Origin of the sequence: Streptomyces humi (assembly GCF_001005085.2) — a bacterium.
In the GTDB taxonomy this organism is placed as follows: Bacteria; Actinomycetota; Actinomycetes; order Streptomycetales; family Streptomycetaceae; genus Streptomyces; species Streptomyces humi.
On record NZ_LBMU02000088.1, the window covers coordinates 59,739 to 80,513 of the forward strand.

The window sequence follows — 20,775 nt, forward strand, 5'->3', positions numbered from 1 at the left end:
GCCGACATGACCGCGATCGATCTCGACCGCGCCTGGGACCTGCATCCGCTGGTCTCGGTGCGCCCGGAACCCTTCGGCGCGCTGCTCTATCACTTCGGCACCCGCCGGCTCTCGTTCCTGAAGGACCGTCGGCTCCTCGCCGTCGTCCAGGCTCTCGCCCACGCGCCCACGGCCCGTGCCGCCTGCCTGGCCGCCGGTCTCGGAGAGCACGAGGTGCCCCGCTACGGGCGGGCCCTCGCCGTCCTCGCACAGTCGTCGATGGTCGTCGGAAGGACCTCATGACCGCCACGTCCGTCACGTCCACCGCGTCCGTCACGTCCACGGCGTCCGTCACGTCCACGGCGTCCACCACGGCAACCGCGTCTGCCACGTCGGTCCCGTCCACCCCGACCCGGCTCGTCGACCTGTTCGAGTACGGGCTCGACGCACCGATCTGCCTCACCTGGGAACTCACCTACGCCTGCAACCTGGCCTGCACCCACTGCCTGTCCAGCTCCGGCCGCCGCGACCCGCGTGAACTGAGCACCGCCGAGGCCAGGGCCGTCATCGACGAACTGGAGGCCATGCAGGTCTTCTACGTCAACATCGGCGGCGGCGAGCCCACCGTCCGCGCCGACTTCTGGGACCTCCTGGACTACGCCACCGCCCACCACGTGGGCGTGAAGTTCTCCACCAACGGCGTGCGGATCACCCGGCAGGCCGCCGAGCGGCTCGCCCGCAACGACTACGTGGACGTACAGATCTCCCTCGACGGCGCCACCGCCGACGTCAACGACGCGGTGCGCGGTTCCGGTTCGTACGCGACCGCGCTGCGGGCCGTGGAACACCTCGCCACGGCCGGGATGCGCAACTACAAGATCTCCGTGGTCTGCACCCGGCACAACATCCCGCAGCTGGACGACTTCAAGGCCCTCGCCGACCGCTTCGGCGCCCAGCTCCGCCTGACCCGGCTGCGCCCCTCCGGACGCGGCGCGGACGTCTGGGACGAACTGCATCCGACGGCCGCACAGCAACGGGAGCTCTACGACTGGCTGTCGGCGCACGGCGACAACGTGCTGACCGGCGACTCCTTCTTCCATCTCGCCGGCTACGGCGAGCCACTACCGGGCCTCAACCTCTGCGGAGCCGGACGTGTGGTCTGTCTGATCGACCCGGTCGGAGACGTCTACGCCTGCCCGTTCGCCATCCACGAGGAGTTCCTGGCCGGCAACGTCCGCGCACCGGGCGGCTTCCGCGAGGTCTGGCGCGGCTCCGAGCTGTTCCGGCGCCTGCGCGGCCCGCAGCACGGCGGCGCCTGCTCGTCCTGCGCGTTCTACGACAACTGCAAGGGCGGTTGCATGGCCGCGAAGTTCTTCACCGGCCTGCCGCTGGACGGGCCCGACCCCGAATGCGTGCAGGGGTACGGGGAGGAACGGCTCGCCCGCCGCCCGCCCGGCACCGCACACCTCCCCAGGCCCTCCCAGGACCACTCCCGCCGGGCCGCCGCCCGCCCCGTGGACCTCGTACTCACCCGGCGCCCGCCGGTGAGCGAGTGTGCCGAGCACCCCCTCGCCGGCCTGGATCCAACCCTCGCCGGAAAGGGCGGAACCCATGCGTAGGAACCGCTGGTTCGAGACGGTCGCCGAGGCGCAGCGCCGGGCCAGGCGACAGCTGCCGAGTTCGGTGTACGGCGCCCTCGTCGCCGGCTCGGAGCGCGGCCGTACCGTCGACGACAACACGGCGGCCTTCGCCGAACTCGGCTTCGCACCACGGGTCGTCGGCCATCACGCGGAACGCGACCTGTCCACGACCGTGCTCGGTGTGCCCACGTCCCTGCCCGTGCTCATCTCGCCCACCGGCGTGCAGGCCGTCGACCCCGACGGCGAGGTGGCCGTGGCCCGGGCCGCGGCGAGCCGCGGCGTCATCATGGGGCTCAGCTCCTTCGCGAGCAAGCCGGTCGAGGAGGTCGCCGACGCCCAGCCGGACCTGTTCTTCCAGCTGTACTGGAGCGGCACGCGCGACACCATGCTGCGCCGCATGGACCGGGCGCGGGCCGCCGGCGCCAAGGCCCTCATCGTCACCCTCGACTGGTCCTTCTCGCACGGCCGCGACTGGGGCAGCCCGGCCATCCCGGACAAGCTCGACCTCAGAACCCTGCTGCGGTTCGCCCCCGACGTCCTGCCCCGCCCCGGGTGGCTGTGGCGGTACGCCAGGTCCGGCGGCGCCCCCGGTCTCACCGTCCCCAACCTGGCCGCCCCCGGCGGCGAGGCGCCGACCTTCTTCGGCGCCTACGGCGAGTGGATGCAGACGCCGCCGCCCACCTGGGAGGACATCGCCTGGCTGCGCACCGAGTGGGGCGGCCCCTTCCTCCTCAAGGGCGTGTCCCGGGTGGACGACGCCAGGCGGGCGGTGGACGCCGGTGTGTCGGGGCTGTCCGTGTCCAACCACGGGGGCAACAACCTGGACACCACACCCGCCACCATCCGGCTGCTCCCAGCCATCGCGGAAGCGGTCGGGGACCAGGTCGAGGTCCTGATGGACGGCGGCGTCCGCCGCGGCGGCGACGTGGCCAAGGCACTCGCCCTCGGCGCCCGCGCCGTGCTGATCGGCCGCGCGTACCTGTGGGGCCTCGCGGCGAACGGCCAGGCCGGTGTCGAGAACGTCCTGGACATCCTGCGCGGCGGGCTCGACTCGGCGGTCCTGGGCCTCGGCCGCTCCTCCGTGCACCAACTGGGCCCCGAGGACCTGGCGATACCGTCCGGCTTCCGGCTCACCCTGGGCGGCGGGAACATGCCGGAGCTCCCGGCCGCCGCCGGATCCACCACCGAAGCCCGGTCCACGGCCGCCTGAGCGGGCAGGGGAGCACCATGCCGCGTGTGCTGGCCGACGCCGTCTGGCCCGCCGTACCGTCCGGAGCGCTCGTCCTGGTACCCGTCGGGTCCACCGAGCAGCACGGCCCGCACCTGCCGCTGGACACCGACACCGTCGTCGCCCGCGCCGTCGCGTGCCGGGCGGCAGCCACCCTCGGCCCGCTGAGCCCCCACGGTCCAGCACTGGTGGCACCCGCGGTGGCGTACGGGGCGAGCGGCGAACACGCCGGCTTCCCCGGCACCGTCTCGATCGGACACGAGGCGCTGCGCGCGGTCGTCGTGGAACTGACACGCTCACTGTCCCTGTGGGCCGGCCGGATCGTGTTCGTCAACGGCCACGGCGGCAACACGGCGACCCTGGACGGCGCGCTCGCCCTGCTCCGCGCCGAGGGCCACGACGCCGTCTGGACCGCGTGCGAGGCACCGGACGGCGACGCGCACGCCGGTCGCACGGAGACCTCCCTGCTGCTGCACCTGGAGCCCGAACGGGTCCGCCTCGACGCGGCCGTCACCGGCGACACCCGGCCACTGTCCGTACTCCTGCCGGAGCTGATCGCCCGAGGCGTCCGCGCGGTCTCCGCCTCCGGCGTACTCGGCGACCCGGCGGGCGCCACGGCCGGGGAAGGCCGACGGACGATGGCCGCGATGGTCTCCACCACCGTCCGCCGCATCCACGCCTGGACCCCCGACGCCCGCGGTCGCCTCACCGACCCCGGGACCCGCACACCGCCACCCACCAGCGCGAAGGGCGCACGCCGATGACGCTTCCCCTCGGGTTCGTCGTGGAGTTCGACCGGCACACCCGGGTGGTCGACGACGGCCGGGCGCTGCTCGGCGGACACCCGACGCGGATGCTCAAGCTGACTCCGCGAGCACGGCGGCTGCTGACCGGGCGGACGCTCGTCGTACGGGACGCGGCCGGTGCCCTGCTCGCGGACCGGCTGCTGGAGACGGGCCTCGCGCATCCCGTCGCCGGCTCGCTCCCGACGCCCGGAGACCCCCGGTACACGGTGGTCGTCCCGGTCCGCGACCGCCCGCGTCAACTGGACCGCCTGCTGCGGAGCATCGAACCGGGCCGCCCGGTGATCGTGGTCGACGACGCCTCGAGGCAGCCGGCCGCCGTGGCCGCCACGGCCGCCCGGCACGGTGCGCGGCTGGTCGCCCTCACCGCCAACGTCGGGCCCGCGGAGGCACGCAACGCCGGCCTGCGGCTGGTCGCCACCCCCTACGTGGTCTTCGCCGATTCCGACATCGTGCTGGACCCCGACACGGTCCCCACCCTGCTCCGGCACTTCGCCGACCCCCTGGTCGCCATGGCCGTACCCCGCATCACCGGCCTGACCGCCCCGGCCACGACCTGGATCGAACGGTACGAGAACTCCCGGTCCTCGCTCGACCTCGGCACGCATCCCGCCCCGGTCCGGCCCGGCACCCCCGTCTCCTGGGCCTCCTCGGCCTGCGTGGTGGCCCGGGTCGACGTACTGGGGGCGGGTTTCGACGCGGGCATGCGGGTCGGGGAGGACGTCGACCTGTGCTGGCGCCTGGTGGCGGCGGGGCGCCGGGTGCGCTACGAACCCGCCGTCCGGGCGGCCCACGAGCACCGGGTGCGGCTGGGGGACTGGCTGCTGCGCAAGGCCGTGTACGGCACCGGCGCGCAGCCCCTCGCCGAGCGGCACCCCCGGTCCGTCGCACCCGTCGTGTTCGCGCCGTGGAGTACGGTGCTGGCCGTCACGCTGCTCGCCGGCCGGCGCTGGTCGGCACCGGTCGCCGTGGCCGTGCTCGGTGCCGTCACCGTACGCATCGCCCGCAAGCTCGACGGCACCCGGCACCCGTACCGGCTGGCCGTGCGGCTCACCGGCAACGGAGCCCTCGCCACCCTGTCGCAGACCTCCGCGCTGCTGACCCGCCACTGGTGGCCGCTGACGGCCGTCGGCTGCGCGTTCTCCGGCCGGGTACGCCGCGCCGCCGCGGTCGCCGCGCTGGCCGACATCGCACTGGAGTACCGGCGGGATCAGGCCACGCTCGACCCGCTGCGCTACGCCGTCGCCCGCCGCCTGGACGACCTCGCCTACGGGGCCGGTGTGTGGTTCGCCGCCCTCAGGGCCCGCTCCGGCACCGCGCTGCGGCCCCGCGTGACCCGCTGAGCCGTGAAGGACGGAGACCACGGGGACGGCGAGCGCAACTGCCCGTGGAAGTCCGCCGGCACTCGCGGGCCCGAGCATGATCGATCAGGCGGAGGCCGATGACGGCATCGAGGCGCCGACCACGTTCTCGTGAACGGTATTGGCATTCTCTTTTTTCGCAAGTAGCATATCCGAACGATGGATGACTTCGCGCAGACCTCGTCCGGCATTCCCCTGAAGCCGGTCTACGGACCGGCGGACCGGGTTGCCGAGCCCCCCGCGCCGGGCACCTTCCCGTTCACGCGCGGCAACTACGCCTCCGGGTACCGGGGGCGGCTGTGGACACTCAGGCAGTACTCGGGATTCGGCACCGCCGAGGAGTCCAACCGGCGCTACCGGTATCTGCTGGAGCAGGGCGGCACCGGCCTGTCCGTCGCGCTCGACCTGCCCACCCAGTGCGGTTACGACTCCGACGACCCCGAGGTGAGCGACGAGGTCGGCCGGGTCGGCGTCGCCGTCGACACGCTGGCCGACGCCGAGGTCCTCTTCGCGGACATCCCACTGGACCGCATCAGCACCAGCTTCACCGTCAACGGGACGGCGGCGATCCTGCTCGCCCTCTACGTGGCCGCCGCAGAGCGCACGGGAGTGCCCCGGGCCGGCCTCACCGGCACCATCCAGAACGACATCCTCAAGGAGTACGCCTCGCGCGGCACCTGGATCTGGCCGCCCGAGCCGTCCCTCAGGCTCATCGCCGACACGATCGAGTTCTGCGCGGCCGAGGTGCCGAGGTTCAACGCGATCTCGGTGGCCGGCGCGCACTTCCGCGACGCAGGCGCCAACGCCGTCCAGGAGATGGCGTTCACGCTCGCCGACGGCGTGACCTACTGCGACACCGTGCTGGAGCGCGGCCGGATGACGATCGACCGGTTCGCCCCGCAAGTCTCCTTCTTCTTCTACACGCACGGCGATTTCTTCGAGGAGATCGCCAAGTACCGTGCCGGACGCAGGCGCTGGGCGACGATAGTGCGCGAGCGGTACGGCGCCGACTCCGACAAGGCGGCCATGTTCCGCTTCGGCTGCGTGGCCGGCGGCGCCTCGCTGTACGCGCCGCAGGCCCGCAACAACACCGTCCGGGTCGCCTACGAGGCCCTGGCGTCGGTGCTCGGCGGCGTCCAGTCGATGTTCACCGCCGCCTGGGACGAGCCGTTCGCCCTGCCCAGCGAGGAGTCGGCCACCCTCGCCCTGCGCACCCAGCAGATCCTCGCCCACGAGACCGGCGTCGCCCGCGTCGCCGACCCGCTGGGCGGCTCGTACTTCGTGGAGGCGCTCACGGACGCCACGGAGGAGCGGATCGTCGGGATCATGGCGGACCTGGAGGCGCACGGCGGGATGGTCCGGGCGATCGAGGACGGCTACCTCCAGGGGCTCATCGCGGACGAGGCGTACCGGATCCACCAGGAGGTCGAGCGCGGCGAGCGGCCGGTGATCGGCGTCAACCGGTACGCCGACGAGCACGAGCCCGCTCCCGACATCGCCACCTACGCACTCGACGCGCGAGGCCGCGAGACCCAGCTGAAGCGGCTCGCCCGGGTCAGGGCCGAGCGTGACCCCGCCGACGTCCGCACCCGCCTCGCCGCCCTCTCCCGGGCCGCGGAGGGCACCCACAACCTGATGGGCCCCCTGATCGACTGTGCCAACGCCTACTGCACGGTCGGCGAGATGGTCACGGCGCTGAAGGACGTGTGGGGCGAGTTCCAGCAGCCGGTGGTGTTCTGATGGGCCATCCTGACGCACTCCTGGAGAATTTGGTGATGCACTGATGGCCACCCGCATTCTCATCGCCAAGCCCGGCCTGGACGGCCACGACCGGGGTGCCAAGATCGTGGCGCGGGCACTGCGCGACGCCGGCTTCGAGGTCGTCTTCACCGGCATCCGGCAGCGCGTCGACGACATCGTGGCCACCGCCGTCCAGGAGGACGTGGCGGTGGTCGGCCTGAGCATGCTGTCCGGCGCCCATCTGGCGCTGACCGCAAGGACCGTCGAGGGACTGCGGGCCGCCGACGCCGATGACATCACCGTCGTCGTCGGCGGCACCATCCCGCCCGCCGACGTGCCGCGCCTGAAGGCCGCGGGCGCGGCTGGGGTGTTCCCCACCGGCACCCCCCTGGACGTCGTGGTCGCCGAGGTGCGCGCGCTCACGACGTCCTCCTGACCCTCCGCGCGCGCGGAGCCCCGAACCCGGACCACCTGGAGGGAACGTGCGGATCGGTGTCATGATCGGGCCCGAGCGGGGCGACTCCGCGCGGAAGATCTCGCGCATGATCGCGGACGTGGAGTGGGCCGAGAGCGCCGGGATGGACACCGCCTGGGTGCCGCAAGTCCCGTCGGACTTCGACGCGTTGACCGCCGTGGCGCTGATGGGCGCGCGCACCACCCGGATCGAGCTGGGCACCGCCGTCGTACCACTTCAGGCCCAGCATCCCGTCGCGCTGGCCCGGCAGGCGCTGTCCGCGCAGGCGGCCACCGGCGGGCGTCTCGCCCTCGGCGTGGGCCCCTCGCACCACTGGATCGTCCAGGGCATGCTCGGTCTGCCCTACGAGCGCCCGGCCGGTCTCACCCGTGACTACCTCGACGTCCTGGACGCTGCTCGCGGCGGCCCCGGCCCCGTCGACGTCGAGAACGCCACGTACACCGTGCACAACCCGCTCGACCTGGCGCCCGTCGCCCCGCTGCCTGTCCTGGTGGCCGCCCTCGGCCCGGTCATGCTGGCCCTCGCCGGCGAGCGCGCCGACGGAACCGTGCTGTGGATGGCCGACGAACGCGCCGTCGCCGACCACGTCGTCCCCCGGATCACCAAGTCCGCCGAGGCCGCCGGACGCCCCGCGCCGCGCGTCGTCGCCGGCATCCCGGTGTGCCTGTGTCGGCCCTCCGAGGTCGACGCGGCCCGGGAACGCGCGAACCGCATCCTCGGCGAGGCCGAGATCTCGCCCAACTACCAGCGGCTGCTGGGGTACGGCGACGCCGAGGACGTCGGCGACCTGTGCGCCGCGGGCGACGAGGCGGCGATCGCGGCCCGCTTCGGACGGTTCGCCGACGCGGGCGTCACCGACCTGTCCGTCCGGCTGCTGCCCATCGGCGACGGCCGCGAGGAACTGGTCGCCTCCAAGCGCCGCACCCGGGAGATGATCGCCGGCCTGGCGGCGGAGCTCCGGTGAGCCCCGGCCCCCTCGCCGGTATCCGCGTCCTGGAGGTCGGCCACATCCTCGCGGGCCCTTTCGCCACGATGCTCCTCGCCGACCTCGGTGCCGAGGTCACCAAGATCGAGCCGCCCGGCGGCGACCTCTCCAGACAGGTGGGCGACGCCTACTTCGCCAGCATCAACCGCAACAAACGCAGCATCTGCCTCGACCTCACCACCGAGCAAGGACGACTGAAACTGGGCGAGTTGACCACCGACGCGCACGCGCTGCTGGTCAACCTCAAGCCGTCGGTGATTCGGCGCCTGGGTCTCACGTACGACGGCCTGCGCCGCCACAACGAACGGATCGTCTGTGTCGCCGTCACCGGCTACGGCCTGGACGGCGGGGACGACCCGGCCTTCGACTACGTCATCCAGGCCGCGACCGGAGTGGCGGCGCTGACCGGCGACCCGGACGGACCGCCGACCCTGCCCGGCTACTCGTCTGTCGACAACTCCGCCGCCCTGACAGCCGCGTTGGGCCTGCTCGCCCAGATCGTCTCCGGACGCGGCGGACAGGTCGACGTGGCGCTGCGGGACGTGATGCTCGCCCAGCTCAACTACCGTGCCGCCGCCTACCTCAACGACGGCGTCGAGCCGCGCCGCATGCCGGGCGGCGCGCACTCCTACTACGTGCCGGCCCAGCTCTTCCCCACCCGGCAGGGGCACTTGGCGCTGTTCGTCACGCACGACGGCTTCTGGCGCGGCTTCGCCGCCGAGGCCGGGATCGACGGCTTCTGGACGATGGCCGAGCGGGCCGCCCGCCGCGACGATGTCCTCGCCGCCGTCACCCGCGCCCTGGCCGCCGACACTGCCAGAGGCTGGGAGGCGCGACTGCGGCCGCTCGGCATCCCGGCGGCGGCCGTGCGCACCCTGCCCGAGGCACTGGAGGCCACTCCGGAGATGGTCGTCCGGGCGGGCGGCTACCGGTTGGTCGGCAGCCCGGTCCGGATCGCCGGACACGAGCCCGAGTTCCGGCCGCCGCCCCGGCTCGGCGAACACGGTTCACTCGTAGTGGACGGTGACTGACCCCTCGTCCGGGACACCCTGACAGGTCAGCACGTAGCCCTCGGCGACCTCCTCCTCGGTGAGCGCGTCGTTCACCCGCATCGTCGCGCTGCCCTCCGTCAGCCTGGCCATGCAGGTCGCGCAGTTGCCCGCCTCGCAGGAGGACGGCGGGGTCAGGCCGGCCCGGCGGGCGGTCTGCAACAGGGTCTCGTTCGGGTGCTTGCGCACCGACACGCGCCGGGTGCCGAGCCGGATCGTGACGGTAGCGGTGTCCTCTGCGGGAGCGGTGACCTCCGCCACGGGCGCCGGCGCGTCGCCGCCGAACCGCTCGCCGAAGACACGCCCGGGCCCGGGCAGCGCCGACTCCACGAGCGCCATGAAGGGTTCGGGCCCGCACACGTACGCGTCCGCGGCGCCGTCCGGCCCGACGAACTCCCGTACCGCGGCCGCGTCGAGGAACCCGCGGTCCGCGTCGAGGTGCCGTACGACCGTCAGACGCCCGGGATACCGCGCGACCAGGTCCTCCAGCGCCGAGCGGAAGATCGCCGCGTCGCGGTCGCGGTCGGCACAGAGCAACCGGACGCTCCGGCCGGTGCCGGCGAGGGTGCTCTTGGCCAGGGACAGGATCGGCGTGATGCCGCTGCCGCCGCTGAAACCGAGCAGCGGCGTCGCCGCCGGGCGCAGGCAGAACCGGCCGCGGGGCAGCGTCAGTTCCAGTTCGTCGCCCTCCTCGACATGATCGATCAGCCAGTTGGAGACCCTGCCGTCCGGGACGCGCTTGACCGTCGTCATCAGCTCGGCGTCGGACTCCGGAGCGCTCGACATCGAGTACGAGCGCAGCAGGTCCCGGCCGTCGACCCGGACCCGGAAGACACAGAACTGCCCGGCCCGGTAGGAGAACGGGCCGTCCTGCGGGTCCAGCACGAAGGTCCGGGCGTCGGCTGTCTCCTGGACGATCTTGACGACGGTCGCGCGCCGGAACAGTGCGGGGCTCGCCATGGACGACCTCCTCCACCTCTGGTATCAAGGTTCTGTCGAAACGAGAATACTATTCTCTCCTGGCTGATGGGATCCTCTCAAGAGGTGGGAGCGAGAGATGGGTGAACGGGCCGCACTGGTCTTCGAGGACCGCGGGTACAGCCGTGCCGAGCTGACGGCCCTGGCGGACGGGCTGGCCGGGACACTGGCTCGGCGAGGGGTGCGGGCCGGAGACCGGGTGGCGCTCATGTCCTCCAACCGGCCGGAGTTCGTGGTCGCCGTGCAGGCCGCCTGGCGGCTGGGCGCGGCGGTCGTCCTGCTCAGCCCCGCCTGGAAGCGGGGCGAGGTCGAACACGCCCTGGAGATCACCGGGCCCGCCCACGCGGTCGGCGACCACCCGGTGCTCGCCGCACTGATGCCGATGCTGCACCTGGACGAGCCGATCGAACCAGGACACGGCGAGGAGGTCTCCGTGGACCAGGACACCGACGCGGTCCTGGTGTTCAGCTCGGGCACCACCGGCATGCCCAAGGCGGTCCGGCACACGCACGGCTCGTTCGCCGCCGCCGTCCGGCACTGGCGGGCCGCCCTCGGCCTCACCGAGCGCGACCGCATCCAGATCGCCACCCCGCCCTCGCACATCCTCGGCCTGCTCAACATCGTCACGGCCCTCGAGACCGGGGCCCGGCTGCGGCTGCACCGCCGCTTCGACCTGGACCGGCTGCTGCACCACATCGAACTCGACCGCGTCACCGTGGAGATGGCCGTCGCCCCGATCGCGCTCGCCATCGCCTCCCACCCGAAGCTGGAGTCGTACGACCTCTCCTCCCTGCGTTACATCATGTGGGGCGCCACCCCGGTGACCCCGAGCATCGCCGAGACGGTGACCCGGCGGACCGGGGTGGGCTGGGTGCCCGCGTACGGGGCCAGCGAACTGCCCGTCATCGCCTGCAACCCGCTCGACGGGGCACGGCTCGACTCGGCCGGCCGTGCCGTGCCGGGGGTGGACGTGCGTGTGGTCTCGCTGGAGACGGGGGAGACCGTGGGACCGGGCGAGACCGGGGAGATCGAGGTGCGCTCGGAGTCCCTGATGGCCGGGTACCTGCCGGCCGCGACGACGGCGGACGCCCTGCACGACGGCTGGTACCGCACCGGGGACGTCGGCAGCGTCGACGCGGACGGGTGGGTGCGCCTCACCGACCGCTCCAAGGAGATGATCAAGGTGCGGGCGTTCCAGGTCGCCCCCGCCGAGGTCGAGGCCGTGCTGCACGGCCATCCGGCGGTCGCCGACTGTGCGGTGTTCGGCGTCCCCGACGGCACGGACGGGGAGACGGTCGTCGCTGCGGTCCGGCGGGCCGCGCCGGTCGAGGCCGCCGAACTCGTCGAACTCGTCGGCGCCAGGCTCGCCTCCTACAAACGGCCCCGCCGTGTCGAGTTCGTGACCGAGATCCCGCGCCTGCCCTCGGGAAAGGTGCTGCGGCGAGTCCTCAAGGAGCAGGTACTCAGGGACCAGGCACTCAGGGAGCAGGTACTCAAGGACCAGGCACTCAGGGAGCAGGTACTCAAGGACCAGGTACTCAAGGACCAGGTACTCAAGGAGCGCGATGGACGTACGGCTGACCGCTGAACAACGCCAACTCCGCGACGCGGCTGCCGGGTTGGCCGACGACCTGGGACCCGGATCGGTCCTCGACCTGGACGACGCCGAGCGGACCGGGCGGCTGGAGAAGGCGGTCGGGGCCACCGGCTGGCGGGCGTTGCGCTCGGACGGCGCCTCCGGCGTCGAAGTGGCGCTCGTCGTGGAGGAGTTCGGTCGGAGACTGGTCGACGTACCGCTTCTCGGGCCCGTGCTCGCCGACGACCTTGCCCCCGGCATCTCGTCGGCGACCGTGGCCGTCGACGGCCGGGCGCGGGACACACGAGGCATGCGACGGGCTCTGTCCGTCGAGGGCGACCGGGTGATGTCCGCCGAGATCGGTCCGCTCGTTCCCGGCACCGACCTGACCCGCCACGCCGCCGAACTGCGCGGCACACCCGAGCAGATCGGCACTCTGTCCGACGAAGCAGCCGTCCGCTGGCGGGCGCTGGCCGTGGTCGCCACCTCCGCCGACCTCCTCGGCACGGCCCGCGGCGCGCACACCCTCGCCCGCGACTACGCCAGGATCCGCGAGCAGTACGGCCGGACGATCGGCTCCTACCAGGCGGTGGCCCACCTCCTCGCCGAAGCGCTGGCCCTCGTCGAGGGCTCGGTCAGCGTCCTGCGCCACGCCGCCTGGGCCGTCGACGAACTGCCGCCCGCCGAGGCGCTCCGGGCCGCGCGCATCGCCAAGCTCTACTGCGCCCGCGCCGCCCGCACCGTCTGTGAGACCGCCGTCCAGGTGCACGGCGGCACCGGCAACACCTGGGAGTGCCTCGCCCACGTCCACCTGCGCCGGGCGCTGACGTCCACCGACCTGTTCCCCGTACGCCTGGAGGAGATCGACCGTGGACTTTCGTGACTCGCCCGAGGAGGCCGCCTTCCGCGACCGCCTGCGCGCCTGGCTGACCGAACACGCCGACGCCTTCCCCACCGCGGGCGACGCGTACTGGGCCCGCCAGGGCGAATGGCACCGCGCCCTGCACGCGGCCGGCTTCTTCGGCCTCTCCTGGCCCGCGCAGTACGGCGGCCACGACCTGCCGCCCGTCTACGACGTCATCCTCGACGAGGAACTCGCCCGCGCCGGCGCCCCCGCCCGCCCCAGCCTCGGCTACCTCGTCCAGGGTCTCGGCCGGCACGGCGGCGAGGAACTGCGCAGCCGCTTCCTCCCCGGCATGATCGACGGCACCGAACGCTGGTGCCAGGGCTTCAGTGAACCCGGCGCCGGCTCCGACCTCGCCTCCCTCACCACCACCGCCACCCGCGACGGCGACACCTACGTCGTGCACGGCCACAAGATCTGGACCAGCTACTCCGACGTCGCCGACTGGTGCCTGCTCCTGGCCCGCACCGACCCGGCCGCACCCCGCCACAAGGGCATCTCCGCGTTCATCGTCGCCATGGCCCAACCCGGCGTCGAGCAAAAGCCGTTGAAGATGATGAGCGGAGTCTCCAGGGAGTTCGGCCAGGTTTTCCTCGACGGCGCCACCGTGCCCGCGGACCAGATGGTCGGCGCGCCCGGCGAGGGCTGGGCCCTGGCCATGACGGTCGTAGGACACGAACGCGAACCCTCGACCCTGGGCTTCACCGCCCGCTACGGCAAGCTCGTCCGCGAACTCGTGGACCACACGCCCGGCGACACCCTGCCACCGGAGGTCGCCTGGGCGGTCGTCGAGACGGAGATGCTGCGCCTGCACGTGCGCCGGCGCCTGTCCGAACAGCTCGACGGCGTCTCCCACGGCCCCGAGGGCTCCCTGGACAAGCTCCTCATGACCTGGACGGAGCAGACGGTGGGCCACGCGGCGCTGGCCGTCGGCGGCGCCGGCGACCCGGACCTCCTGCACGCCTACCTCTACAGCCGCGCGCAGAGTGTCATGGGCGGCACCTCGCAGATCCAGAAGAACATCATCGCCGCGCGGATCCTCGGACTGGGAGCCTGACATGACGGACGGTCAGAACCTGTACGGCATGCCGGAGGAGATCGACGTCCGGGCGGACGGGTCGCTGCGGATCATCACCCTGAACCGGCCCGCGGTCTTCAACGCCGTCAACGACCCGCTGCACACCGGGCTCGCCCGGCTCTGGCCCCGGCTGGCCGCCGACCGCGCGGCCCGCGCGGCCGTGCTGACCGGGGCGGGCACGGCGTTCTCCGCGGGCGGCGACTTCACCTACCTCGACGAGCTCAGGCGCGACCCCGACCTGCGGTCCAAGACCATCGCCGACGGCCGGGACATCGTCCTCGGCATGGTCCGCTGCCGCGTCCCCGTCGTCGCCGCCGTCAACGGACCGGCCGTGGGCCTCGGTTGCAGCCTGGTGGCGCTCAGCGACATCGTCTACATGGCCGAGGGCGCCCACCTCGCCGACCCGCACGTCCAGGTGGGCCTGGTCGCGGCCGACGGCGGCCCGCTCACCTGGCCGCTGCACACCAGCCTGCTGCTCGCCAAGGAGTACGCCCTCACCGGCGCCCGCATCCCGGCCGACAAGGCCGTCGCCCTCGGGCTGGCCAACCACGTGGTGGCCGACCCCCTCGCGGAGGCCACGGTCTGCGCGAAACGCATCGCGGGACTGCCGAGACAGGCGGCGGAGAGCACCAAACGCGTCCTCAACATGCACCTGGAGCGCGCGGTGCTCGCCACCCTCGACTACGCCACGACGGCCGAGGAACAGTCCTTCCAGACCGACGACTTCCGCGACACCCTCGCCCGCCTCACCGCCAGGGAGCCGTGACCCGCCTGCCGGTGCCGGACGCGTCGGTGCGGGGCGGGTGTGAGGGCGTCGGGGGGGCGGTGCGGTGCGGGGCGGGAAGTCCGCCCCGCCGGCCGTCACTTGGGCGGGAAGCGCAGCGCCCCGTCCAGGCGGATCACCTCGCCGTTGAGATAGTCGTTCTCGCAGATGTGCTGGACGAGGGCGGCGTACTCGGCGGACCGGCCCATCCGGCGGGGATGCGGGACCTGCGGCCCCCAGTAGGCCTCCAGCTGGTCGCCCGACTTCCCGTAGGCGGGTGTCAGGAACGTGCCGGGCGCGATCGTCATGACCCGGATGCCGAGCGGGGACAGGTCGCGGGCGGCCACCAGGGTCATGGCGGCGACCCCGCCCTTCGCCGCGGCGTACGGAAGCTGACCGGTCTGGCCCTCGTACGCCGCGATGGACGCGGTGGTGACGACGACACCCCGGCCGCCGTCCTCGTCCATCGGTTCCTGCCGGGCCATCGCGGCGGCGGCCAGCCGCAGGACGTTGAAGACGCCGGTCAGATAGATGTCGAGGGTCCGCCGGAACCCGGCCAGCTCCATCGGTTGACCGTCCCGGCCGACCAGCCGCCCGCCGCTCGCCGGACCGCCGTGCACGTCCACCGCGACCCGCAGCGGACCGAGCGCCTCCGCCTCCCCGATCGCGGTGCGGACCTCGCTCTCGTCGGTGGCGTCCGTCCGCACGTACCGGATGCCCAGCTCCTCCTCCAGCGCCTTGCCCTTCTCGTCGGCGAGATCGGCGACGACCACGGACGCCCCCGCCGCGCGCAGCCGGCGGACCGTGGCCTCGCCCAGACCCCCCGCGCCACCGACCACGAGTGCGGATGTGCCCTGAACCTGCATCGCGGCTCCCCTCTCGGGATATGTGGTTCTAGTATGGCGAGAGTAGCATTCTCGCAACGTATGTGATCCCTGCCCGCCCCGCCGACTTGGAGACCGTCCATGCCCGAGGCAGTCATCGTGTCCGCTCTGCGCACCCCCGTCGGCACCGCCCGCAAGGGGACCCTGCGCGACACCACCGCCTTCGATCTGGCCCACCACATCGTCCAGGCCGCCGCCGCCGGGCTCGACCCGGACCGCGTCGACGACGTGATCCTCGGCGAGGGCCTCTACGGCGGCGGCGTCCTCGCCCGCCACGCCGCGCTGACCACCGGCCTCACCGGCGTACCGGGGGCGGCCGTGAACCGGCACTGCGCCGCCGGCCTGGCCGCCGTCGCCGACGCCGCCGCGAGCATCCGCGCCGGGATGGACGAACTGGTGATCGCCGGCGGCGTCAACTCGGCCTCGACGGCGCCGAAGTCCGCCTTCCGCGTCGACGGCGCATGGGTCGAGCCCTGGATGCCGCCCACCCATCCGGACCGGCCGGACGCGCCCAACAGCGACATGTCGATCACCATCGGCTGGAACGTCGCCCAGCGGGCCGACGTCAGCCGCGCGGCGATGGACGAGTGGGCGCTGCGCTCGCACCGGAACGCCGTACGAGCCATCGACGAAGGCCGTTTCGCTGCGGAGCTGGTGCCCCTCGACACCCCGCACGGGCTGTTCTCGGTCGACGAACACCCGCGCCGCGACACGTCGTTGGAGAAGCTCGCCGCGCTCAAGCCGCTGCATCCCGAGATCGAGGGCTTCAGCATCACCGCCGGCAACGCCTGCGGCGGCAACGACGGCGCGGCCGCCCTGGTGGTCGCGAACGACCGGGCGGCGGCCGCCGAGGGACTGCCGGTGCTGGCCACCGTGCGGTCCTGGGCGTCCGTCGGTGTGGACCCGGCGGAAACCGGGCTCTCCCCGGTCAAGGTCATCCCCAAGGCGCTCTCCCGCGCCGGACTCACCACCGCCGACGTCGACCTCTACGAGATCAACGAGGCCTTCGCCTCGGTGACCGTGGCCGCCGTCCGCCGGCTCGGACTCGACCCCGACCGGGTCAACGTCAACGGCAGCGGCTGCTCCCTCGGCCACCCCGTCGCCGCCACCGGTGCCCGCATGCTGGTCACGCTCGTGCACGAACTGCGGCGCCGCGGCGGCGGCACCGGCGTCGCGTCGATGTGCGCCGGCGGCGGCATGGGCTCGGCGATGGTCGTGGAGGTGCCGGCCCCGTAGCGCGGCGAGCGGGCGCCGATCGTGCCGGTGGCCCACTGGACCACCTGGTACGGCGTCATGGCGTCTTGCTCGTGAAGCGCAGCAGGGCCTCCTGGGCGTAGGAGGCGACGAGGGTGCCGTCCTCGGTGAGGACGTCGCCCCGGCCGAAGCAGCGGCCGTGCGCCAGGACCGGGCTGTGCTGACGCAGCAGCAGCCAGCCGTCCGCGCCGAACGGGCGGTGGAACCAGACGGTGTGCGAGGTGACCGCGGAGGTGAACGCCGTTCCGGAGTCGTGCTGGGTGACGCCGGGCACGGGACGCAGGGCGGTGCCGATGAGAGTGAGGTCGGTGGCGTAGGCGGTGAGTGCCGGGGCCAGGTCCGCCTCGGTGGCCGGGGTGCGCATCCACACGTCGAACTCGGGCGGTTCGGGCGCGGCGGTGTCCAGGTCGGCGGTGGTACGCGTCTCCCAGGGGATCGGGTGGAGGTCCGTGCGGTGTTCGGGTCCGGGCAGGGCGGGCACGGCCGGGACCGCCTGCCGGGCGGGGCCGCCCTCCGGGGCGTGCAGGGAGACCGAGGCGGTGGCCACCACGCCCTTCGGCTGCCGGGCGACGATCGTCAGCGCGGCGAAGGAGCCCCCGTCGTGATGGCGGCGTACCTCGTAGCTGACGGGTTCCTCCGGGCGGCCCGCCCGCGCGAACAGGGCGTGCAGGGACTTCACGCTCTTGTCCGGGCAGCTGAGCTGTGCCGCCCGGACGAACTGGGCCAGCAGCTGGCCGCCGAACAGGCGGTGGTAGCCGAGTCGTTGGTTGCCCGCCTCGTAGACGGGACCGGTCTCCCCGTCGCGCCCCCGGAGGTCGAGGCAGTGCAGGAGATCGTCCCAGAGTTCACTCACGGCAAGTGGCATGCCAGCGAGGGTAATGGAATTGTTCAGATGTGAGAATGGTGCTCTCGCGGCCATGCTTCCCCGAGCCGGCCGCGGTGCGGCGGCCGGCCCGGCTCGGGCTAGTCGTTGCCCGTGATCCCGTGCGCGCAGTAGTCCCAGATCTCCTCCGCGGTCAGCGGATGCGCCGCGTCCTGGCCGCTGGACTGGGCGTTGAACATGACGGTCTGCATGGTCAGTGCCGCCACCCGCTTGGCCTTGAAGCCCGGGCGCAGCAGGTTCGCGTCCTCCAGGTCCTGTATCAACTGGGTGAAGAGCGCGAGCAGCGGGGCGTTCGCGACCCGCATCTCGGCCGGGTGCGACATCAGCAGGCGCAGCGCGAAGTCGGTGAACAACGGCTGCTGCTGGGTGGCCGGATCGGGGCGCGAGCTCTCGAACAGCTCCTGGACGACCACTCGGAGCCGGTCCAGAGGGTCGGACTGCTCGGTGGCGAGAACCCGCAGCTGTTCGGCGGACTTGCTCATCGCGTCCTCGAACAGCGCGAGCAGCAGCTCGTGCTTGCCGTCGAAGTGCTGGTAGAAGCTCCGCAGGGACTGCTTGGAGCGGTCGACGACCTCCTGCACGGTGAAGTCGGTCGTGCCCTTCTCCGCCATGATCGCCTGGGCCGCGTCGAGGAACCGCTCCACCCGCTGTTCGGCCCGGCGTTTCGCCGCCTGGGTGGAGCGCTCCACGGCGCGCTGCTTCCAGGCCGGTTCCTCGGTCGGGGTGCTCACGGGCTGATCCGCCTTCTGTGCCATGAGAGAACATTACTGCACCACACCGGGAAGCAACCGGCGCCGACTCTGGACAGCACCAGAGATATGGAGAAGACTGGCGATTGCCGAATCAGAGAATGACATTCTCACCAAGGAGGCCGTTCGTGGCATGGAACGTGCGTGCCGACCACGAGGTCAGGCAGGTGAGAGCGGTACTGGAGGGGCTGCTCGTCGGGGCCCTGCTCACCGGAGCCGTACTGGTGGGAGTGGCACTGGCCGGGGTCTTCGTGCTCGGAGGCGCCGATGCTGTTTGAGTTCGACGCCGAGCAACGGCTGTGGCAGGACACCGTGCACAAGGCCGTCCTCAAGGAGTGCCCACCGGCCCTGGTACGCGCGGTGGCCGACGACGGCGCCGACCCGACGCCGCTGTGGCGCGGCTACGTGGACCTCGGCTGGACCGAACTCACCGACCCGGCCGACGCGGTGGAGCTGGCGATCGTCCTGGAGGAGCTGGGCCGGGCCACCGACCCCACGCCCTACCTGGCGACGCTGACCCGGTTCGCCCCGCTCGCACCGGAGTTCGCCGACCCCGCCCGATCCGGCACGGCCGTCCACTCGGGCGTCACCGCGACCCCCGCCGGCGGCGGCTGGATCCTGGAGGGAACCTCCCGGTACGTACTCGACGGCGACCGCGCCGACCGCCTCGCCGTGGTCACCGACGCGGGCGTCTTCGTCGTCCCCGCCACCGCTGTGACCGCCGCCCGCACCCCGGCCTTCGACCCCGTCCTGCACCTCGCCGAGGTCACCTTCACCCAGGTCCGGGTCGGCACGGGCGACCGCAGCAGCGCGGACCCGGCGCGCGCCCGCCACCTCGCGCTCACCGGCACGGCCCTCACCATGGTCGGCGCCTGCCGCCGGGCCCTCGACCTGGTCCTCGACCACGTCCGCACCCGCCGCCAGTTCGACGCACCCATCGGATCCTTCCAGGCCGTCCAGCACAAGGCGGCCGACATGCACGTGGCCGTCGAACGGGCCCGCGCCCTCGCCTACTTCGCCGCCCTCACCATCGCCGAGGACGACCCGCGGCGCCCGCTCGCCGCCGCCATGGCCAAGGCGTCGGCCGGCGAGTGCCAGGCCCTGGTGTTCCGCAACGCCGTGCAGCTGTTCGGCGCGATGGGGCACACCTGGGAGAACGACCTTCAGTTCGCGGTCAAGCGGGCCAAGGCGGGCGAACTGATGCTGGGCGGGGCCACCGAACACCGGGCGTTCGTAGCCGACCACGCGGCCGGGGGAGTGTCATGAGACTGTCCTTCGACGACGACGTCGAGGCCTTCCGCGCCGAGTTCGCGGCGTTCCTTGAGGCCAACCTGCCAGCCGAGGCCGAGGCCGCCGAACGCTCCCGCTCCACCGCGCACCTGCCCGCCTGGGCCAGGCGCTGGCAGCGCCGCCAGTTCGACGAGGGCTGGCTGCTGCCCGGCAACCCACCCGAGTTCGGCGGCCGCAACGCCACCGTCATCCAGCAGTACGTGCACCGCGAGGAGTTGTCCCGGCGCCGCATCTGCCACAGCTTCAACCCGCAGGGCGTCGGCATCATCGCCGCCTCCCTGCTCTCCTTCGGCACCGAGGAGCAGAAGCACCACTGGGCCGTGCCCATCCTGCGTGCCGAGATCACCGCCGCCCTCGGCATGAGCGAGCCCGGCGCCGGCTCCGACCTCGCCTCCCTGCGCACCCGCGCCGATCTCGACGGCGACCACTTCACCGTCAACGGCCAGAAGGTCTGGACGTCCGGCGCCCACGACGCCGACGTCCTCCTCGCCTTCGTCCGCACCGACCAGGACGCCCCCAAGCACAAGGGCATCAGCGTCCTGCTCGTCCCCACCGACACCCCCGGCGTGACCCGCCGCCCCTTCGCCTCCTACACCGGCCCCGACGACAAGGACTTCAACGAGGTCTTCTTCGAGAACGTCCGGGTCCCCGCCGAGAACCTCGTCGGCCCCCTCAACCAGGGCTGGCGGGTCGCGAACGGCTCCCTCGGGCACGAGCGCACCCTGATGTGGCTGGGCGAGGCCGAACGCCTGGAGGCCGTCGTACGCGACTTCCGGCCCACCGGCGACCTGGAGAAGGACTGGTACGCCACCCTGGTCATGGACCTCCAGGCGCTCCGGCTGCTGGGTTCGGCCGCGCTCGCCCGCGCCGCCCGCGGCGAGCAGGACGTACCCGCGCTGTCCGTGCTGAAGGTCTTCGGCTCGGAGGCGGCCCAGCACGCCCTGGAACACGTCCTGGAGGCGTCCGGCCCGGACGGCCTGGCCCATCCGGCGCGCACGGCACCGTACTTCCACATGAGCTTCGACGACGACTCCGCCAGTTGGTTCAACCGCTTCGCCCGCAGCTTCGGCGGCACCATCGCCGGCGGCACGTCCGAGATCCAGCGCACGATCATCGCCGAGCGGGTGCTCGGTCTGCCCCGACGCTGAGGAGACGT

21 protein-coding genes and 1 pseudogene are annotated in these 20,775 nt (G+C 72.8%); 18 read left to right on the forward strand and 4 right to left on the reverse strand.

The window, feature by feature from the left end; translation table 11 throughout:
* Positions 1–6: 6 nt before the first annotated feature.
* The 9 genes from mftB to AAW13_RS34450 all read left to right on the forward strand — a co-directional run bounded on the left by mftB (position 7) and on the right by AAW13_RS34450 (position 9,242).
* Positions 7–282 carry a mycofactocin biosynthesis chaperone MftB gene (gene mftB, locus AAW13_RS34410; RefSeq protein WP_046731306.1) on the forward strand — a complete coding sequence of 92 codons (276 nt, stop codon included), beginning with the start codon at positions 7–9 and terminating at the stop codon, positions 280–282.
* On the forward strand, positions 279–1,598 hold the full coding sequence (gene mftC / locus AAW13_RS34415) for a mycofactocin radical SAM maturase (protein WP_079179074.1): 1,320 nt from the start codon (positions 279–281) through the stop codon (positions 1,596–1,598). The genes mftB and mftC overlap by 4 nt, the downstream gene beginning before the upstream one ends.
* Positions 1,591–2,829: a pre-mycofactocin synthase MftD gene (mftD, locus tag AAW13_RS34420; protein ID WP_046731307.1), complete on the forward strand. Its 1,239-nt coding sequence runs from the start codon at positions 1,591–1,593 to the stop codon at positions 2,827–2,829. Before mftC ends, mftD begins: the two co-directional genes overlap by 8 nt.
* 17 nt (positions 2,830–2,846) lie before the next feature.
* Entirely contained in the window at positions 2,847–3,611 is a 765-nt protein-coding gene (gene mftE / locus AAW13_RS34425; RefSeq protein WP_046731308.1) for a mycofactocin biosynthesis peptidyl-dipeptidase MftE, read from the forward strand.
* A complete protein-coding gene (gene mftF, locus AAW13_RS34430) occupies positions 3,608–4,993 on the forward strand; it encodes a mycofactocin biosynthesis glycosyltransferase MftF (protein ID WP_046731309.1) in 1,386 nt (461 codons plus the stop codon). Before mftE ends, mftF begins: the two co-directional genes overlap by 4 nt.
* 177 nt (positions 4,994–5,170) lie before the next feature.
* Complete coding sequence (locus AAW13_RS34435) at positions 5,171–6,751, forward strand: methylmalonyl-CoA mutase family protein (RefSeq protein WP_046731310.1); 1,581 nt, start codon at positions 5,171–5,173, stop codon at positions 6,749–6,751.
* Between the two features lie 43 nt (positions 6,752–6,794).
* Positions 6,795–7,187, forward strand: coding sequence for a cobalamin B12-binding domain-containing protein (locus AAW13_RS34440; RefSeq protein ID WP_046731311.1), 393 nt, complete (start codon positions 6,795–6,797; stop codon positions 7,185–7,187).
* Positions 7,188–7,233: 46 nt separating this feature from the next.
* Positions 7,234–8,190 carry a TIGR03564 family F420-dependent LLM class oxidoreductase gene (locus tag AAW13_RS34445; protein ID WP_046731312.1) on the forward strand — a complete coding sequence of 319 codons (957 nt, stop codon included), beginning with the start codon at positions 7,234–7,236 and terminating at the stop codon, positions 8,188–8,190.
* A complete protein-coding gene (locus AAW13_RS34450; RefSeq protein ID WP_046731313.1) occupies positions 8,187–9,242 on the forward strand; it encodes a CaiB/BaiF CoA transferase family protein in 1,056 nt (351 codons plus the stop codon). Before AAW13_RS34445 ends, AAW13_RS34450 begins: the two co-directional genes overlap by 4 nt.
* On the opposite strand, the gene AAW13_RS34455 is transcribed toward AAW13_RS34450, so the two are convergent.
* The gene (locus AAW13_RS34455; RefSeq protein ID WP_046731314.1) at positions 9,219–10,220 is read right to left on the reverse strand and encodes a ferredoxin--NADP reductase; all 1,002 of its coding nucleotides are present in this window, start codon (positions 10,218–10,220) and stop codon (positions 9,219–9,221) included. The genes AAW13_RS34450 and AAW13_RS34455 overlap by 24 nt on opposite strands.
* 94 nt (positions 10,221–10,314) lie before the next feature.
* Here AAW13_RS34455 and AAW13_RS47685 point away from each other — a divergent pair.
* The 5 genes and pseudogenes from AAW13_RS47685 to AAW13_RS34475 all read left to right on the forward strand — a co-directional run.
* Positions 10,315–11,292 (forward strand): annotated as a pseudogene (locus AAW13_RS47685) (class I adenylate-forming enzyme family protein); the annotation flags it as partial.
* Positions 11,293–11,412: 120 nt separating this feature from the next.
* Positions 11,413–11,826: an AMP-binding enzyme gene (locus AAW13_RS47690; protein ID WP_338059074.1), complete on the forward strand. Its 414-nt coding sequence runs from the start codon at positions 11,413–11,415 to the stop codon at positions 11,824–11,826.
* Positions 11,804–12,697 carry an acyl-CoA dehydrogenase family protein gene (locus AAW13_RS34465; RefSeq protein WP_046731454.1) on the forward strand — a complete coding sequence of 298 codons (894 nt, stop codon included), beginning with the start codon at positions 11,804–11,806 and terminating at the stop codon, positions 12,695–12,697. Before AAW13_RS47690 ends, AAW13_RS34465 begins: the two co-directional genes overlap by 23 nt.
* Entirely contained in the window at positions 12,684–13,775 is a 1,092-nt protein-coding gene (locus tag AAW13_RS34470) for an acyl-CoA dehydrogenase family protein (protein ID WP_046731315.1), read from the forward strand. Before AAW13_RS34465 ends, AAW13_RS34470 begins: the two co-directional genes overlap by 14 nt.
* Position 13,776: 1 nt before the next feature.
* Positions 13,777–14,562, forward strand: a complete 786-nt coding sequence (locus AAW13_RS34475) for an enoyl-CoA hydratase/isomerase family protein (RefSeq protein WP_206306317.1) — start codon at positions 13,777–13,779, stop codon at positions 14,560–14,562.
* Between the two features lie 95 nt (positions 14,563–14,657).
* Here the strand turns inward: AAW13_RS34475 and AAW13_RS34480 are convergent, their stop codons facing one another.
* Entirely contained in the window at positions 14,658–15,425 is a 768-nt protein-coding gene (locus tag AAW13_RS34480; protein ID WP_046731316.1) for an SDR family NAD(P)-dependent oxidoreductase, read from the reverse strand.
* Between the two features lie 99 nt (positions 15,426–15,524).
* On the opposite strand from AAW13_RS34480, the gene AAW13_RS34485 reads away from it, so the two are divergent.
* Positions 15,525–16,679, forward strand: a complete 1,155-nt coding sequence (locus tag AAW13_RS34485) for a thiolase family protein (protein WP_046731317.1) — start codon at positions 15,525–15,527, stop codon at positions 16,677–16,679.
* A gap of 55 nt (positions 16,680–16,734) precedes the next feature.
* Here AAW13_RS34485 and AAW13_RS34490 read toward each other — a convergent pair whose 3' ends face one another.
* Together AAW13_RS34490 and AAW13_RS34495 are read right to left on the reverse strand one after the other, a co-directional pair.
* The gene (locus tag AAW13_RS34490; RefSeq protein WP_240528813.1) at positions 16,735–17,562 is read right to left on the reverse strand and encodes an acyl-CoA thioesterase; all 828 of its coding nucleotides are present in this window, start codon (positions 17,560–17,562) and stop codon (positions 16,735–16,737) included.
* A gap of 98 nt (positions 17,563–17,660) precedes the next feature.
* Positions 17,661–18,335, reverse strand: a complete 675-nt coding sequence (locus AAW13_RS34495; protein ID WP_046731319.1) for a TetR/AcrR family transcriptional regulator — start codon at positions 18,333–18,335, stop codon at positions 17,661–17,663.
* Between the two features lie 122 nt (positions 18,336–18,457).
* Here AAW13_RS34495 and AAW13_RS46125 point away from each other — a divergent pair, with 122 nt between their 5' ends.
* From AAW13_RS46125 to AAW13_RS34505, 3 genes are read left to right on the forward strand one after another with little or no spacing between them, the layout of a single operon-like run.
* A complete protein-coding gene (locus AAW13_RS46125; RefSeq protein ID WP_167391762.1) occupies positions 18,458–18,607 on the forward strand; it encodes a hypothetical protein in 150 nt (49 codons plus the stop codon).
* On the forward strand, positions 18,597–19,595 hold the full coding sequence (locus AAW13_RS34500) for an acyl-CoA dehydrogenase family protein (RefSeq protein WP_046731320.1): 999 nt from the start codon (positions 18,597–18,599) through the stop codon (positions 19,593–19,595). The genes AAW13_RS46125 and AAW13_RS34500 overlap by 11 nt, the downstream gene beginning before the upstream one ends.
* Positions 19,592–20,767, forward strand: coding sequence for an acyl-CoA dehydrogenase family protein (locus AAW13_RS34505; protein WP_046731321.1), 1,176 nt, complete (start codon positions 19,592–19,594; stop codon positions 20,765–20,767). The genes AAW13_RS34500 and AAW13_RS34505 overlap by 4 nt, the downstream gene beginning before the upstream one ends.
* The last annotated feature ends 8 nt before the right edge of the window (positions 20,768–20,775 follow it).